15 protein-coding genes are annotated in these 15,994 nt (G+C 71.2%); 5 read left to right on the top strand and 10 right to left on the bottom strand.

What is annotated here, in order from left to right; all coding sequences use genetic code 11:
* Window positions 1–6: 6 nt before the first annotated feature.
* The 4 genes from ACGF5O_RS43165 to ACGF5O_RS43150 all read right to left on the bottom strand — a co-directional run bounded on the left by ACGF5O_RS43165 (window position 7) and on the right by ACGF5O_RS43150 (window position 4,429).
* A complete protein-coding gene (locus tag ACGF5O_RS43165; protein WP_393815415.1) occupies window positions 7–1,131 on the bottom strand; it encodes a GuaB3 family IMP dehydrogenase-related protein in 1,125 nt (374 codons plus the stop codon).
* A 115-nt stretch (window positions 1,132–1,246) separates the two neighbouring features.
* Window positions 1,247–2,752 carry an IMP dehydrogenase gene (guaB, locus tag ACGF5O_RS43160; RefSeq protein ID WP_393815414.1) on the bottom strand — a complete coding sequence of 502 codons (1,506 nt, stop codon included), beginning with the start codon at window positions 2,750–2,752 and terminating at the stop codon, window positions 1,247–1,249.
* Window positions 2,753–2,941: 189 nt separating this feature from the next.
* Entirely contained in the window at window positions 2,942–3,529 is a 588-nt protein-coding gene (locus tag ACGF5O_RS43155; protein WP_393815413.1) for a sigma-70 family RNA polymerase sigma factor, read from the bottom strand.
* A gap of 288 nt (window positions 3,530–3,817) precedes the next feature.
* A complete protein-coding gene (locus tag ACGF5O_RS43150; protein WP_003948568.1) occupies window positions 3,818–4,429 on the bottom strand; it encodes a response regulator transcription factor in 612 nt (203 codons plus the stop codon).
* Between the two features lie 381 nt (window positions 4,430–4,810).
* Between ACGF5O_RS43150 and ACGF5O_RS43145 the strand changes: the two genes are divergently transcribed.
* Window positions 4,811–5,140 carry a WhiB family transcriptional regulator gene (locus ACGF5O_RS43145; protein ID WP_393815412.1) on the top strand — a complete coding sequence of 110 codons (330 nt, stop codon included), beginning with the start codon at window positions 4,811–4,813 and terminating at the stop codon, window positions 5,138–5,140.
* A 71-nt stretch (window positions 5,141–5,211) separates the two neighbouring features.
* Here ACGF5O_RS43145 and ACGF5O_RS43140 read toward each other — a convergent pair whose 3' ends face one another.
* On the bottom strand, window positions 5,212–6,111 hold the full coding sequence (locus tag ACGF5O_RS43140; protein ID WP_393815411.1) for a LysR family transcriptional regulator: 900 nt from the start codon (window positions 6,109–6,111) through the stop codon (window positions 5,212–5,214).
* A gap of 79 nt (window positions 6,112–6,190) precedes the next feature.
* Between ACGF5O_RS43140 and ACGF5O_RS43135 the strand changes: the two genes are divergently transcribed.
* The 3 genes from ACGF5O_RS43135 to ACGF5O_RS43125 all read left to right on the top strand — a co-directional run bounded on the left by ACGF5O_RS43135 (window position 6,191) and on the right by ACGF5O_RS43125 (window position 8,539).
* Window positions 6,191–6,871: an MOSC domain-containing protein gene (locus ACGF5O_RS43135; RefSeq protein ID WP_393815410.1), complete on the top strand. Its 681-nt coding sequence runs from the start codon at window positions 6,191–6,193 to the stop codon at window positions 6,869–6,871.
* A gap of 97 nt (window positions 6,872–6,968) precedes the next feature.
* Window positions 6,969–7,742 carry an SDR family NAD(P)-dependent oxidoreductase gene (locus tag ACGF5O_RS43130; protein WP_393815409.1) on the top strand — a complete coding sequence of 258 codons (774 nt, stop codon included), beginning with the start codon at window positions 6,969–6,971 and terminating at the stop codon, window positions 7,740–7,742.
* 89 nt (window positions 7,743–7,831) lie between these two features.
* Entirely contained in the window at window positions 7,832–8,539 is a 708-nt protein-coding gene (locus ACGF5O_RS43125) for an ester cyclase (protein WP_393815408.1), read from the top strand.
* Window positions 8,540–8,625: 86 nt separating this feature from the next.
* Here ACGF5O_RS43125 and groL read toward each other — a convergent pair whose 3' ends face one another.
* The 4 genes from groL to ACGF5O_RS43105 all read right to left on the bottom strand — a co-directional run bounded on the left by groL (window position 8,626) and on the right by ACGF5O_RS43105 (window position 12,677).
* Entirely contained in the window at window positions 8,626–10,251 is a 1,626-nt protein-coding gene (gene groL / locus ACGF5O_RS43120; protein WP_393815407.1) for a chaperonin GroEL, read from the bottom strand.
* A 126-nt stretch (window positions 10,252–10,377) separates the two neighbouring features.
* Window positions 10,378–10,686 (bottom strand): co-chaperone GroES, encoded by a 309-nt coding sequence (groES, locus tag ACGF5O_RS43115; protein ID WP_381101379.1) that lies wholly within the window; start codon window positions 10,684–10,686, stop codon window positions 10,378–10,380.
* Between the two features lie 303 nt (window positions 10,687–10,989).
* On the bottom strand, window positions 10,990–11,793 hold the full coding sequence (locus ACGF5O_RS43110) for a polysaccharide deacetylase family protein (protein WP_393815406.1): 804 nt from the start codon (window positions 11,791–11,793) through the stop codon (window positions 10,990–10,992).
* On the bottom strand, window positions 11,790–12,677 hold the full coding sequence (locus ACGF5O_RS43105) for a polysaccharide deacetylase family protein (protein WP_393815405.1): 888 nt from the start codon (window positions 12,675–12,677) through the stop codon (window positions 11,790–11,792). The genes ACGF5O_RS43110 and ACGF5O_RS43105 overlap by 4 nt, the downstream gene beginning before the upstream one ends.
* 90 nt (window positions 12,678–12,767) lie before the next feature.
* On the opposite strand from ACGF5O_RS43105, the gene ACGF5O_RS43100 reads away from it, so the two are divergent.
* The gene (locus ACGF5O_RS43100; protein ID WP_393815404.1) at window positions 12,768–13,961 is read left to right on the top strand and encodes a methyltransferase domain-containing protein; all 1,194 of its coding nucleotides are present in this window, start codon (window positions 12,768–12,770) and stop codon (window positions 13,959–13,961) included.
* On the opposite strand, the gene ACGF5O_RS43095 is transcribed toward ACGF5O_RS43100, so the two are convergent.
* Window positions 13,939–15,963: a cell wall-binding repeat-containing protein gene (locus ACGF5O_RS43095; RefSeq protein ID WP_393815403.1), complete on the bottom strand. Its 2,025-nt coding sequence runs from the start codon at window positions 15,961–15,963 to the stop codon at window positions 13,939–13,941. The two genes, ACGF5O_RS43100 and ACGF5O_RS43095, sit on opposite strands and share 23 nt — an antisense overlap.
* Window positions 15,964–15,994: the final 31 nt, after the last annotated feature.

The following is a 15,994-nucleotide window of genomic DNA, read 5'->3' as shown; positions in this document are numbered from 1 at the left end:
CGGCGGCTACCGCTTGTGCTGCGAGTCCGCCACCGTCACCTCGACGCGCTGGAACTCCTTCAGCTCGCTGTAGCCGGTGGTGGCCATGGCGCGGCGCAGGGCGCCGAAGAGGTTCATCGAGCCGTCAGGGGTGTGGGACGGGCCGGTGAGGATCTCCTCGATGGTGCCGACCGTGCCGAGGTCGACCTTCTTGCCGCGCGGGAGTTCCTCGTTGACGGCCTCCATGCCCCAGTGGTGGCCCCTGCCAGGGCCGTCGGTCGCGCGGGCCAGCGGGGAGCCCATCATCACCGAGTCGGCGCCGCAGGCGATCGCCTTGGGGAGGTCGCCGGACCAGCCGACACCGCCGTCGGCGATGACGTGCACGTAACGGCCGCCGGACTCGTCCATGTAGTCGCGGCGGGCGGCGGCCACGTCCGCGACCGCCGTCGCCATCGGGACCTGGATACCGAGCACGTTGCGCGTGGTGTGCGCGGCGCCGCCGCCGAAGCCGACGAGGACGCCCGCCGCGCCGGTGCGCATCAGGTGCAGGGCCGCCGTGTAGGTGGCACAGCCGCCGACGATCACCGGGACGTCGAGCTCGTAGATGAACTGCTTCAGGTTCAGCGGCTCGTGCGAGGACGAGACGTGCTCCGCGGAGACCGTCGTACCGCGGATGACGAAGATGTCGACGCCCGCGTCCACGACCGCCTTGGAGAACTGCGCGGTGCGCTGCGGGGAGAGCGCCGCCGCCGTGACCACGCCGGAGTCGCGCACCTCCTTGATGCGCGCGCCGATCAGCTCCTCCTTGATGGGGGCGGAGTAGATCTCCTGGAGGCGGCGGGTGGCGGTGTCGGCGTCCAGCCCGATGATCTCGTCGAGCAGCGGCTGCGGGTCCTCGTGCCGCGTCCAGAGGCCTTCGAGGTTGAGGACGCCCAGGCCGCCGAGCTCGCCGATGCGGATCGCGGTGGCCGGGGAGACGACCGAGTCCATGGGGGCGGCCAGGAACGGCAGCTCGAAGCGGTAGGCGTCGATCTGCCAGGCGATGGAGACCTCCTTCGGGTCCCGCGTACGGCGGCTGGGGACGACGGCGATGTCGTCGAAGGCGTACGCCCGGCGGCCGCGCTTGCCGCGCCCGATCTCGATCTCAGTCACGTCTGTGGCCTTTCCCTCTGCGTTTCAGCGTCTTCCAGTATCGCCGACGGGTACGGCAAGGGCGGCCCCGGTACGCCCGGGACCGCCCTGGAAAGGCTCTGCCGACCAGTTGTGGCTACTTGCTGCGGCTGTAGTTCGGCGCCTCGACCGTCATCTGGATGTCGTGCGGGTGGCTCTCCTTGAGGCCCGCGGCGGTGATCCGGACGAAGCGGCCCTTGGACTCCATCTCGTCGACGGTGGCCGCGCCCACGTAGCCCATGGTCTGGCGCAGACCGCCGACGAGCTGGTGCAGCACGTTGGCGAGCGGGCCGCGGTAGGGCACCTGGCCCTCGACGCCCTCGGGGACGAGCTTGTCGTCGGAGGAGACCTCGGCCTGGAAGTAGCGGTCCTTCGAGTACGACCGGCCCTGCCCACGCGACTGCATGGCGCCCAGCGAGCCCATGCCGCGGTACGACTTGAACTGCTTGCCGTTGATGAAGAGCAGCTCGCCCGGGGACTCCTCGCAGCCCGCGAGGAGGGAGCCCAGCATCACCGTGTCGGCGCCGGCGGCGAGGGCCTTGCCGATGTCGCCGGAGTACTGCAGGCCGCCGTCGCCGATGAGCGGGATGCCGGCCGGGCGGGCGGCGAGCGAGGCCTCGTAGATGGCGGTGACCTGCGGGACGCCGATGCCGGCGACCACGCGGGTGGTGCAGATCGAGCCGGGGCCCACGCCGACCTTGATGCCGTCGACGCCGGCGTCGATCAGGGCCTGCGCGCCGTCGCGGGTGGCGACGTTGCCGCCGATCACGTCGACGTCCACGCTCGACTTGATCTTCGCCATCCAGCTGAGGGCGTTGCTGTTGTGGCCGTGCGAGGTGTCGACGACCAGGAAGTCCACGCCGGCCGCGGCGAGCGCCTGGGCGCGCTCAAGGGCCTCGGGGCTGGCGCCGACGGCGGCGCCGACGAGCAGGCGGCCCTCGGAGTCCTTGGCCGCGTTCGGGTACTTCTCGGCCTTGACGAAGTCCTTGACGGTGATCAGGCCCTTGAGGACGCCCTGGTCGTCGACGAGCGGCAGCTTCTCGATCTTGTGCTTGCGCAGCAGCTGCATGGCCTCGGAGCCGGAGATGCCGACCTTCCCTGTGACCAGCGGCATCGGCGTCATGACCTCGTGGACGCGGCGGGTGCGGTCGCTCTCGAAGGCCATGTCGCGGTTGGTGACGATGCCGAGCAGCTTGCGGTCGGGGTCGGTGACCGGGACGCCGCTGATCCGGAACTTCGCGCACAGCGCGTCGGCCTCGGCGAGGGTCGCGTCCGGGTGGACCGTGATCGGGTCGGTGACCATGCCGGACTCGGACCGCTTCACCAGGTCGACCTGGTTGACCTGGTCCTCGACGGAGAGGTTGCGGTGCAGCACGCCGACACCGCCGAGGCGGGCCATCGCGATCGCCATGCGGGACTCGGTCACCTTGTCCATGGCGGCGGACAGCAGCGGGATGTTGACGCGGACGTTGCGCGAGATGCGGGACGAGGTGTCGACCGCGTTCGGGAGGACCTCGGAGGCTCCCGGCAGCAGCAGCACGTCGTCGTAGGTCAGCCCGAGGGTGGCGAATTTGTCGGGCACTCCGTCGACGTTGGTGGTCATGACACCTTCCCCAAATGGCCTTGATCGGTGCGGATGTCCATGCTAACGGGAAGCACGGCTCCCAAATTCCACGGTACGACTCAGCTCCTGGCTTCGTATGTTCGTACGGGAACGGGCACGCGCCTGTTCATCGGGGACCCGGGAACGGGGCCGGAGAGGGGGCTGCCGCAAGGGGGACGAGGGCTCCGCCTACTGCTCGGCCAGCGCTCGCAGCCGGCTCAGGGCCCGGTGCTGGGCGACTCGCACGGCGCCCGGTGACATTCCCAACATCTGGCCGGTCTCCTCGGCCGTGAGGCCCACGGCGATGCGGAGCAGCAGCAGCTCACGCTGGTTCTCCGGGAGGTTGGCCAGGAGTTTCTTGGCCCATTCGGCGTCGCTGCTGAGCAGTGCGCGCTCCTCGGGGCCGAGGGAGTCGTCGGGGCGTTCCGGCATCTCGTCCGAGGGGACGGCCGTGGAGCCCGGGTGGCGCATCGCGGCGCGTTGCAGGTCGGCGACCTTGTGGGAGGCGATGGCGAAGACGAAGGCCTCGAAGGGGCGGCCGGTGTCGCGGTAGCGGGGCAGGGCCAGCAGGACAGCCACGCAGACCTCCTGGGCGAGGTCCTCGACGAAGTGGCGGGCGTCGCCCGGAAGGCGGGACAGGCGGGTGCGGCAGTAGCGCAGGGCGAGGGGATGGACATGGGCGAGCAGGTCGTGCGTGGCCTGCTCGTCCCCGTCTACGGCGAGATGGACGAGAGCGCCGATCGTCCCTACGGCGGTGGCCGCCTCGTCGTCGCGCATCGGTCCATGGTGCCCTGCTGCCGTCGGCGGCGTGGCATCGCGTCCGTCGTTGTGCACCGAAGCGTTATGAGCAGGTGCGCCGGAACTCATCTCCTGCGCCCTCCCCTTCCGCTCGAACGACTCGTCCCCGAGAGACTCCACACCTCAAGGATGCGGCATCCGCGCCGAAACGAGCAGCGGGCCCTCGGGCCCGTCCCGGCGCTCCGTCTTGCGGACCCCGCCCACCGTGGGGTAGGCGGGGGCGTCCGGTCGGGCCGCTTCCCCGCTGCGGCGCAGCTCACCGCCGTACTAACGAACCAGACCCCAACGGAAGCCGAGGGCCACCGCGTGGGCGCGGTCGGAGGCTCCGAGTTTCTTGAAGAGGCGCCGGGCGTGGGTCTTCACGGTGTCCTCGGAGAGGAACAGCTCGCGGCCGATCTCGGCGTTGGAGCGGCCGTGGCTCATGCCCTCCAGGACCTGGATCTCGCGCGCGGTGAGCGTGGGCGCGGCGCCCATCTCGGCCGAGCGGAGGCGGCGCGGGGCCAGCCGCCAGGTGGGGTCGGCGAGGGCCTGCGTCACGGTGGCCCGCAGTTCGGCGCGCGAGGCGTCCTTGTGCAGGTAGCCGCGGGCACCGGCGGCGACGGCCAGGGCCACGCCGTCCAGGTCCTCGGCGACCGTGAGCATGATGATGCGTGCGCCGGGGTCGGCGGACAGCAGCCGGCGCACGGTCTCGACGCCGCCCAGTCCGGGCATGCGCACGTCCATCAGGATCAGGTCGGATCGGTCGGCGCCCCAGCGGCGGAGGACTTCCTCGCCGTTGGCCGCCGTCGTCACGCGCTCGACGCCGGGCACGGTCGCCACCGCGCGGCGCAGCGCCTCTCGGGCAAGCGGGGAGTCGTCGCAGACGAGGACGGATGTCATGACCGCCCTCCGCAGCTGATGCGCGTCACCTTGAGCCTCCAGGCTGGTACGGAATCGTCACCTGTGCGGTCGAACGTCTCGGACGCCTGCCCGAGCGCTTGTTGCTTCAACCGCCACCGCACTCTCAACGACGGTCACTCGAAAGAGTTACGGGGCTGCATGCCGTCTTCGGCACTCTACGTGAGGGTGCGGACACGGTGCAGACATGGACGTCAGACCCTCAACTTTTCATCACAACCAATGCCCCATTTAGACCTTTTTCTTCCCGTTTCACGGTGTCTGGGGCTAGATTGCCAATGAGTCATATTTTCATCTCTCTAGACCGGAGATGTACGGTCGTTGGCACCGTATCCGCCCAGAACGGCTACAAGGGGTCACGTAATGGCAGATTTCTCCCGCCTTCCCGGACCGAACGCGGACCTGTGGGACTGGCAGCTCCTGGCCGCCTGCCGCGGGGTCGACAGCTCGCTCTTCTTCCATCCCGAGGGCGAGCGCGGGGCGGCTCGGAGTGCCCGTGAGAACTCGGCCAAGGAGGTCTGCATGAGGTGCCCGGTCCGCGCGGAGTGCGCGGCGCACGCGCTGGCGGTCCGCGAGCCGTACGGCGTGTGGGGCGGCCTGACCGAGGACGAGCGCGAAGAGCTCATGGGGCGGGCGCGCAACAGGCTGGTGTCGGCGTCGACGACCAGCGGCGACTCCCCGTCCGACACGTGAAAGGCTCCGCCCCCGACACGTGAAAGAACGTTTCTTCAATCTGTTGACAATTCGTTGGGAACCTGCCGACGCTAGGCCCGCCGGGCCGCCCGGCCCAGCTGTTCCAGCGTCGCCGCCACCGCCGGTACCTGTGCCAGGTCGGGCAGGGTGAGGGCGACGATCTCCCGCCGCACCGCCGGCTCCAGGACCACCGTGCGCGCGCCTCTCGGCCGTACCGACTCGACCGCAAGGCCGGGCAGCACCGCGACGCCCAGACCCGCGCCGACCAGGCCGACCACGGCCGGGTAGTCGTCGGTGGCGAAGTCGATGCGGGGCGTGAAGCCCGCCTTCTCGCACGCCTGGACGAGCTGGCCCCGGCAGCGTGGGCAGCCCGCGATCCAGGGCTCGTCGGCGAGTTCCCCGAGGGCGACCGACTCCGCCCGGGCCAGCCGGTGCCGCTCCGGCACCAGGCCGACGAGCCGGTCGGTCAGCAGCGGCCGTACCACCAGGTCGTCCCACTCCTCCGCGTCCGCGGCGCCTGCGTAGCGGAAGGCCAGCGCGATGTCGCAGTCGCCCGCGCGCAGCAGCTCCACGGACTTCGGCGGTTCGGCCTCCTCCAGGGAGACCCGGGTGCCGGGGTGGGCGGCGCGCAGGGCGGCGAGGGCGGTCGGGACCAGGGCGGAGCTGCCGCTCGGGAAGGAGACCAGGCGGACCCGGCCCGCGCGCAGCCCGGCGATCGCGGCGACCTCCTCCTCGGCGGCGGTCAGTCCGGCGAGGATCCCGGAGGCGTGCCGGACCAGGGCCTCGCCGGCCTGGGTCAGGCGCATCTCGCGGCCGTTGCGGACCAGCAGCGGGGTGCCGACGGAGGTCTCCAGGGCCTTCATCTGCTGGCTGACGGCGGGCTGGGTGCAGCCCAGTTCGCGTCCCGCCGCCGAGAAGGAACCGGTGGTGGCGACGGCGCGCAGGACGCGGAGATGACGTGCTTCGATCACCCCCTGAGCATAAGACGGACTTGGACATGGCGCCCGAAAACGCGTCGACGCTTTGAGGATGGTCCCGTACCGTCGGAGCATGGAGCTTCTCTCGGTGAACCTCGGCCGTCCGACGCCGTCGCCGCACACGGACCAGGCCGACGGCGTGACCGGTATCGACAAGCGGCCGGTGGCCGGGCCGGTGCGGGTGGCGGCGCCCGGGCCGAAGGGGGCCGCGGGCAGCGGACTGGCCGGGGACGCGGTGTGCGAGCTGCGCCACCACGGCGGCGACGACCAGGCGGTGTACGCCTACGCGCGCGAGGACCTCGACGACTGGGAGAAGGAGCTCGGCCGCCCGCTGCCGAACGGCTGTTTCGGTGAGAACCTCACGACAAACGGGCTGAACGTGTCGGAGGCGCTGATCGGCGAGCGCTGGCGGATCGGTTCCGGGGTCGTACTGGAGGTCACCTCGGGGCGCATCCCGTGCCGTACTTTCCAGGGCCATCTGGGCGAGCGGGGATGGGTGAAGAGATTCACGCGGAAGGGTGCCACCGGTGCCTACCTCCGGGTGATCGAACCGGGTGAGATCCGGGCCGGCGACCCGATCGAGATCGTCCACCTTCCGGAGCACGGGGTGACGGCGGCGATGGAGTTCCGCGCGACCACCACCGAGCGGGAGCTGCTGCCCCGGCTGCTCGCGGCGGGCGCGGCCCTGCACCCGGAGGCGCTGGCCCAGGCCCGGAAGTACGTGGCGGCACAGTCGGCGACAGGAAGGGACTGAACGGTCGTCACGCGCAGGCCGTTCACCGGCGCTTCACCCTTAGGGAGAGCCGGTGCGCACAGCGGACGCCGTCAGTCCGGGTAACTACCCTTGGTCCATGACAACGGCTCTGATTACGGGATCGACCGCGGGGATCGGTGCCGCGTTCGCGCGGCGCCTGGCGGCTGACGGGCACAACCTCGTCCTGGTGGCTCGGGACACCAAGCGGCTGCGCGAACAGGCGACCGAGCTGCACGACCGGCACGGCATCGAGGCGGAGGTGCTCACCGCCGACCTCGCCGAGGACCCCGGCATCGAGTCGGTGGCCGCCCGGCTCGGCGACCGCAGGAACCCGGTCGACCTGCTGGTCAACAACGCCGGCTTCGGCAACAAGGGCCGTTATCTGGACGTCTCGATGGCCGACGAGCTGCGCATGCTCAAGGTGCACTGCGAGGCGGTGCTGCGGCTGACGTCGGCGGCGGCCGAGGCGATGCGGGAGCGCGGCCGGGGCGGTGTGGTCAACGTGGCGTCGGTGGCGGCCTTCGTGCCGCGCGGGACGTACGGCGCCTCCAAGGCGTGGGTCGTGCAGTTCACCCAGGGCGCCGCGCGCGACCTCGCGGGCACCGGGGTGCGGCTGATGGCGCTGGCGCCGGGGTTCGTCCGTACGGAGTTCCATCAGCGGGCCGGGATGGGCACGGACAACATCCCGGGCTGGATGTGGCTGGACGCCGACAAACTGGTCGCGGCGGCGCTGGTCGACCTCGCGCGCGGGAAGACGCTGTCGGTCCCGGATCCCCGCTACAAGGTGCTGACGGGCCTGGCGAAGGTGGCGCCGCGCGGGCTGGTGGGCGGCATCAGTTCGAGGACGGGCCGCAAGTACGGGCCGCAGTAGACCGCGACGGCGGCACAGCAGGAGCCGCGGCCGGTCCGGTGGGAAAATGGGCGTGCGGGGCCGGACCAAGGGGGGCCGGAGGCGGTGTCATGACGTTCGTGCAGCTCATCGAGTGCAGGACCAGCCGGCTGACCGAGATGGAACGGCTGCTGGACAGGTGGGTCGAGCAGACCAGGGGGAAGCGGACGGCGACGCACGCGGTGGTCGGCCGGGACCGCTCCGACGCCTCGCACGTCGTGGAGATCGTGGAGTTCCCGTCGTACGAGGAGGCGATGCGGAACTCGACGCTCCCGGAGACCGACGAGGTCTTCCACGACCTGCTGGCGCTCTGCGACGGGACGCCGACGTTCACCGATCTGGACGTGGTGCGCGACGAGCGGTTGTACGCCGGTACCGTGCGGCGGTTCTTCGAGACGATCGGCGCGGCCGGTCCGCTGGCTCCGCTGGACGGGCTGCTCGCGGAGGACTGTCACGACCACGATCCGGGCAACGAACAGGCCACCATCGGCATGGACGCGGTACGGCGCGAGATCGAGATGTGGCGGGGCGCCTTCGACTTCACGTTCCATGTCGAGGACCAGTTCACCCAGGACGACCGGGTGTGCACCCGGTGGATCTGGAAGGGGCGGCAGAAGGCGGAGTTCCTGGGGCTGCCGAACACCCGGGGGCTGGTCAGGACGACCGGGACGACGATCCACCGCTTCGACGCCGCCGGGAAGATCGCCGAGGGCTGGTGGGAGTACGACCGGCTCGGGCTGATGGGCCAGCTCGGTGCACTGGACGCGCTGGAGAACTGAGACCACAGTGAAAGCCCGCGAGGGGCGAAGCCCCCGTACCCGGCGGACGACCGGGGACGGGGGCTTCGTGCGACGCCGGGGCGGTGCTAGTGCGCGTGCCCGTGCGAGTGGCCCGCGGCGGCGGCCTCTTCCTCTTCCTTCTTCTCGACGACCAGGGTCTCGGTCGTCAGGAGCAGGGAGGCGATGGAGGCGGCGTTCTCCAGGGCGGAGCGGGTGACCTTGACCGGGTCGATGACGCCGGCCTTGACCAGGTCGCCGTACTCGCCGGTGGCGGCGTTGAAGCCCTGGCCCTTCTCCAGCTCGGCGACCTTGGAGGTGATGACGTAGCCCTCCAGGCCGGCGTTCTCGGCGATCCAGCGCAGCGGCTCGACGACGGCGCGGCGGACGACGGCGACACCGGTCGCCTCGTCGCCGGTCTTGCCGAGGCCGTCCTCCAGGACCTTCGCGGCGTGGACGAGCGCGGAGCCACCACCGGAGACGATGCCCTCCTCGACCGCGGCGCGGGTCGCGGAGATGGCGTCCTCCAGACGGTGCTTCTTCTCCTTCAGCTCCACCTCGGTGGCGGCGCCGACCTTGATCACGCACACGCCGCCGGCCAGCTTCGCGAGGCGCTCCTGGAGCTTCTCGCGGTCCCAGTCGGAGTCGGTGTTCTCGATCTCGGCCTTGATCTGGGCGACGCGGCCGGTGACCGCACCGGAGTCACCGGCGCCGTCGACGACCGTGGTGTCGTCCTTGGTGACGGTGACGCGGCGGGCGGAGCCCAGCACGTCCAGGCCGACCTGGTCGAGCTTGAGGCCGACCTCCTCGGAGACGACCGTGGCGCCGGTGAGGATCGCCAGGTCCTCCAGCATCGCCTTGCGGCGGTCGCCGAAGCCGGGGGCCTTGACCGCGACCGCGTTGAAGGTGCCGCGGATCTTGTTGACGACCAGGGTCGACAGCGCCTCGCCGTCGACGTCCTCGGCGATGATCAGCAGCGGCTTCGAGGCGTTGCCCTGGATGATCTTCTCCAGCAGCGGCAGCAGGTCCGCGATGGAGGAGACCTTGCCCTGGTTGATGAGGATGTAGGGGTCCTCCAGGACGGCTTCCATGCGCTCCTGGTCCGTCACGAAGTACGGCGACAGGTAGCCCTTGTCGAAGGCCATGCCCTCGGTGAAGTCCAGCTCCAGACCGAAGGTGTTGGACTCCTCGACGGTGATGACACCGTCCTTGCCGACCTTGTCCATCGCCTCGGCGATGAGCTCGCCGACCTGCGTGTCCTGGGCGGACAGCGCGGCGACGGCGGCGATGTCGGACTTCTCCTCGATCGGGCGGGCCGACGCGAGCAGGTCCTCGGAGACGGCGGCGACCGCGGCGTCGATGCCCTTCTTCAGGGAGGCCGGGGAAGCGCCCGCGGCAACGTTCTTGAGGCCCTCGCGGACGAGCGCCTGGGCCAGCACGGTGGCGGTGGTCGTACCGTCACCCGCGATGTCGTTGGTCTTGGTCGCCACCTCCTTCACCAGCTGCGCGCCGAGGTTCTCGTACGGGTCCTCGATCTCGACCTCGCGGGCGATCGTGACGCCGTCGTTCGTGATGGTGGGAGCACCGAACTTCTTGTCGATGACGACGTTGCGGCCCTTGGGGCCGATCGTCACCTTCACCGTGTCGGCAAGCTTGTTGACGCCGCGCTCAAGGGCGCGACGGGCGTCCTCGTCGAACTTCAGGATCTTCGCCATGGCAGCGGATGCCCTCTCGGAATTCTTGGGTGAACAAGACTGCGCCCCTGGCGCCCGGCTTCTCGGAGGATCGCGGGGGCCAGGGGCGCAGCTTCAAGCGGAGTGCTTGAGGTGTGAGTCGCAGGCTTACTTCTCGATGATCGCGAGCACGTCGCGAGCCGAGAGGACGAGGTACTCGTCGCCGTTGTACTTCACCTCGGTGCCGCCGTACTTGCTGTAGAGCACGATGTCGCCGACCTGGACGTCGAGCGGCAGGCGCTCGCCGTTCTCGAAACGGCCCGGGCCCACGGCGAGGACGGCGCCCTCCTGGGGCTTCTCCTTCGCGGTGTCCGGGATGACCAGGCCGGAGGCCGTGGTCTGCTCGGCGTCGAGCGGCTGGACCACGATGCGGTCCTCGAGCGGCTTGATGGCAACCTTGGAGCTGGCGGTCGTCACGATCCGACCTCCCCCTTCGGAGATCACGGGGTTAACTGTCTGAGGTGGCGACCAGGTGGATCCGTCGTCGCGGGTGCCGGACCTGCCCGTCGCGTTGTTGGCACTCTCATCTGCCGAGTGCCAGAGCCGAGACTATGACCGCGATTAGCACTCGGTCAAGCGGAGTGCCAATTGCCTGCGGCGCGGCGCCGAAAAAACCGGGTTGGCCTGGGTTGTGGTGGCCGTCCCCGGGGGCTGCGCCCCCAGACCCCCCTTTGGCCTCCGGCCTCGTCCTCAAACGCCGGACGGGCTGGATTCGTGGCGCTACAGGTAGTCCTCCAGGCGGCCCACCGTCAGTCCGCTGGCCTGTACGCGGCGCAGGAGGCGGGCGGTGCGGTCTCTGAGGGGTGGGCCGAGGGCCTCGTCGGGGCCGACGAGGATGATGTCGCCGGGGCGGAGTTGTTTCTCGCCGGTGCGGTAGGTGATGCCGTCGGGGGTCGTCGAGGCGCGCCACAGGACCACCGCGGTGACCCCGCAGTCCGCCGCCGCGCGCAGGGTGGTGGTGTCGTAGATGCCGTAGGGCGGGCGGAAGAGGCGGGGGCGGATGCCGAAGCGGGACTTCAGCTTCTCCTGCTGGCCGCAGATCTCGGCGCGCTGGCCGGCGTACGGCAGGCCGGGCATGGCCGGGTGGTCCAGGGTGTGGTTCTGGACGCTCGCGCCGACCGACTGGAGGCGGGCGAAGTGGCCGTAGCCGGGGCCGACCACGCTGTCCGTGAGGAACATGCTCACCGGCAGGCGCAGTTCGCGGACCATGTCGACGAAGCGGGGGTCCTTCTCGGCGCCGTCGTCGTAGGTCAGGAAGACCACCCGGTCGGAGGTGGGGACGTGGTCGACGACCGGGGGACGGGCGGTGCGGAACGACAGCGGGTGGAGCGGCGGGCGGGGAGCCGCGGGAAGCGGCGCGGTCAGGCCCCAGCGGCGGTACGCCGGCTCGCCGGAGGGGCCGTGCGGGTGCACCCGGTCGGCCGCCTTCCTGCCGAGCCGTTCGATGGGGTCGACGGAGGGCGCGCACGCGGCCAGGACGAGGGCGGCGGCCAGGACGGCGGCCGTCGCCCCCGGTCGGCTCACAGGTAGTCCTCCAGGCGCGCCACCGCGTAGCCGTCGCGGGTGACCTTGTTCAGGAAGCGGCGCATGTCGTCGACCATGGTGCCGTCCCACTCGTTCCGGCCCCGGAAGTGCGTGAGGACGATGTCACCGGGGTGCAGCGAGCGGTCCCACTCCCGGTACTCCCAGTGGTCGACGTACACCTCCTCGTCCCAGATCGGCGCGTACTTGATGCCGCAGGCCTTGGCGGCGCGCAGGGTGTCGCCGTCGTAGTTGCCGTAGGGCGGCCGGAAGACCGTCGGCGCCCGGCCGAACTGCCTCTTCATGATGTCCTGCATGCCGCAGATCTCGTGCTTCTGCTCGTCGTAGGTCAGACCGGGCATGTAGGGGTGGGTGAGGGTGTGGTTGTTGAGGGTGTGGCCCTCGGCCTGCATCCGGCGGAAGTAGCCGTAGTCGTCCTTGACCAGGTAGTTGCTGAGGAACGCGGTGTACGGGATCCGCAGCTCGCTCATCATCCGCAGGAAGTCCGGGTCCTTCTCGGCGCCGTCGTCGATGGTGAGGAAGACGACCTTCTTCCTGGTCGGGATCGTGGTGAAGACCGGGGGCAGGTCGTCCTCCACCTGGCCGTCCACCTCGAAGCCGTCGCGAGCGGTGATCCTCGGCCGGTACTTGGGCGGGGCCGGGGGCCGCAGCGGGACCTCGTCCAGCCTCCAGCGCCGGGCGGCGGCGACCAGGGCGGCGTGGTCGTCGGGGGCGGCGGCGCCCCGGTGGGCCTGCTGGCCCGCGGCGGGACGGACCCCGGCCTCGTCGCCCGGTCCGGCGCAGCCGGAGACGACGGCGGCCACGGCCAGGAGGGCACCGAGGGCCCGAGCCGCCCTATTTTTGTCATTTTGTACGACTGCTCGCATGGCCTCGGATCCTTCCAGCCCTCTCCCCGGAACCCGGGCAGACACCTCGGCCGGAGGCGAACCATCCACCGACTGGCCGACAATGACCCGGTGAACGACCTCCTCTCCCCCCTCCTCACCCCCGAGGGCCACGCCCTCCTCGACGAGGTGCGCGGCACCGCGCCCGCCGACGAGCTGGCCGTGGCCACCCGGCTGCGCCGCGAGCACCCCGCCGAACTGGTGTCGGCGGCACTCGCCCAGGCCCGGCTGCGGCAGCGGGCGGCGGCGAAGTTCGGGGAGGCGGACGCGGACCGCATGTTCTTCACGCCGAACGGGGTCGAGCAGTCGACGCGGGCGAGTGTCGCCGCGTACCGGGCGGAGCGGCTGAAGGCGCTCGGGGTGACCTCGGTGGCCGACCTGTGCTGCGGGATCGGGGGCGACGCGATCGCGCTCGCGCGGGCCGGTATCCGCGTCCTCGCCGTGGACCGGGATCCGGTGACGGCCGCCGCGGCGCGGGCGAACGCCGACGCGCTGGGGCTCGCCGGCCTGATCGAGGTACGGGAGGCGGACGTCCAGGAGGTGGACGCGGACGGTTACGACGCCGTCTTCGTCGACCCGGCCCGGCGCGGCGGGCGGGGCCGCATCTTCGACCCGGAGGCCTACTCACCGCCCCTGTCCTGGGCGGTCGGGGCTGCGTCGGCGGCCCGGGTGGCCGCGCTGAAGATCGCCCCCGGCATCCCGCACGAGGCGGTTCCGGCGGCGGCCGAGGCGGAGTGGATCTCGGACGCGGGGGACGTGAAGGAGGCCGTCCTCTGGTTCGGCACCGGCGCCCCCGGAGCCGTCCGCGCCACCCTCCTGCCCGGCCCGCGCACCCTGCTCGGCCGCGGTCTGCCCGACCCCGCCGTCCGCCCGGTCGGGCGTTACCTGTACGAGCCGGACGGCGCCGTCATCCGCGCCCACCTGGTCGCCGAGGCGGCCGAGGAGCTGGCCGGCGGCCTGATCGACCCGACGATCGCGTACGTCACGGCCGACGCGCTCGCCCCCACCGCGTACGCGACGGCGTACGAGATCACCGACGAACTCCCCTTCAACGTCAAGAAGCTGAAGGCGCTGCTGCGCGAGCGCGGGGTCGGGAACCTGACCGTGAAGAAGCGCGGGTCGGCGGTGGAGCCCGAGGAGCTGCGCAGGAAGGTCAAGCCGCAGGGACCGAACGCGGCGACCGTGTTCCTGACCCGGGTGGCGGGGGCGCCCACCATGCTCGTCGGCGCCCCCGCACGGCCCGCTACTGGTGCCGGGCCGTCCTGAGCGAGCTCGGGTTCCGGTCGGCCGTCCCGGCGGACCTGGCAGCGGCCGGGGCGGACCCGGCGGCGTCCGTGCGCAGCGCCAGGGCGCTCTTCGCCGCGGCGACGCCGTTGTAGTACGGCTGGTACACGAAGTCGTTGCCGCTCGCGCTGATCGACGAGCCGGCCGTGTTCAGCGCGCCCGCCGTCACCGAGCCGGTGTCGCCGAAGGCCATCGCGGCCTGGGTGCCGGCCGACTCGCGCAGCAGATAGCTCTTGACCTCGTCGGACAGGGCGGGCCGCGAGGTCCACAGCACGGGCCCGTAGATGTTCATCGCGGAGCCCGCGGAGACCCCGTCGCGCCAGGAGCCGGCGTAGGCGAGCGCGACCTGGCTCGGCGTGGTCCACCAGAACTTGGCGAGGGCCACCGACAGCGCCTCGCTGTTGGCGCCCGTGACCGGGTAGTAGTAGTACGTCGACGGCCACTTCGAGAACGACGCGTGGGTCAGCGCGTACTTCGCGTCCGAACCGACCGTGATGACCATGGTCTTGGCCGGATTGAGGCTGTTGAGGTACGACTTCACCGCCGAGGTCAGCGACTTGCCGCTGGTCAGGACGACGCTGCCCGCGCTGCCGGTGCCGTCGGCGCCGGCCGCGGCGGCGGCCGGGAGGGCCGCCTGGTAGTCGGTGCCGCTGGCCAGGAAGACGTAGGCCGGGCTGGTGGTGACCGTCTTCGCCGCCTTGACCGAGGTGTCGTAGCGGTCGGTGCCGGAGACCCGCTTCGGGACGTAGCCGAGGTTCCTCAGCTGGGTGGAGACGTTGGTGGTGAGCACCGAGGTGCCGCCGACCATCCAGACGTTCGCGCCCTTCTTCAGGGTGCGCTTCAGCTCGTTCTGCACCGCCGTCGACAGCCCCGTCTTCGAGCTGAGCAGCACCGGGCCCTGCCGCTTGCCGGCCAGCGCGGTCGCGGTGGGCGCGTCGGCCGAGTCGTCCTGGTTGAGCAGTACGGCGGACTTGGCGTCCAGCAGGCCCGCCTGGCTCTGGCCGACCGTGTTCCAGCTCCAGCGCGAGGAGGCGACGACCGTGCCGTTCGCGTCGGCGCCCCAGACCCGGGCGGTGGTGTTCTTGCGGACCGGCTGCCAGCTGGGGTTGCTGCCCTCCCAGGTGGTCGGGACCGGGGTGAACGCGCCGGTGGTCAGGTCGACGTACTCGGTGCTGTGCGCGTCGCTGCTGTTCGGGTTGGTGTGGACGTCGTAGAGGATCCGGGTGCCGGTCGGCGACCAGGACGGGTTGGAGTACGAACGCGTGTCGTCGGTGATCTGCCGGACGCCGGTGCCGTCCGCGTTCGCCGTGTAGAGCTGGGACTCGCGGACGAAGACCAGCTTGCTGCCGTCGGGCGAGAAGGCGGGCTGCCCGGCGTGGCCGATCACGAGCTTGACCGTGTTCGCGGACGAGTCGTAGACGTAGACGCTCGCGTCCGCGGTGCAGCCCCCGCTGCGGCGCTCGAAGGCGACGCGGCCGGCGTTGTCCACGGTCGGGTTGGAATCGCAGGCGGTCGCCGGCTCCTGGGTGGCCGACAGCAGCGGGCCGGGGGCCCAGGCGCCGTCGGAGGGACCGTAGGCGAGCTGGCCGCCGTCGGAGAACACGACGTAACGGCCGTTCCAGCCGTAGGTCAGGTCCGTGTACGTGCCGTTGCTGATCCGCATGCCCTGCGCCGGGGGCAGGGTGAGCTTCGTGGCGCCGCTGGTGCGCACGCTGCTGATCGTCTGGTACGAGCCGGTGACGAACCGGCTGCCGTCCGGCGCCCAGGCGCCGTAGAGGCCCGAGCCGACGGACGAGACGGCGGTGACCGCCCCGGTGGCCGGGTCCACCAGCCGCGGTCCGTCCATCAGGATCTTGCCCTCGGTGCCCGGCCAGGGCCCCGCGTCGTCGGCGACGGCGCCCGGCGCGATCACCAGGGTGCCCGTCGCGGCCAGGACCGCCGCGGTCGCGAGCGCCGCGCCTCGGCGGCGTGTGAACAGTCTCAAGTTGTCGACCCCCCATGGTCTGCACAGCCCC

Source organism: Streptomyces sp. NPDC048291 (assembly GCF_043201715.1).
Taxonomy (GTDB): Bacteria; Actinomycetota; Actinomycetes; order Streptomycetales; family Streptomycetaceae; genus Streptomyces.
This window is presented reverse-complemented; position numbering and strand designations above follow the sequence as displayed.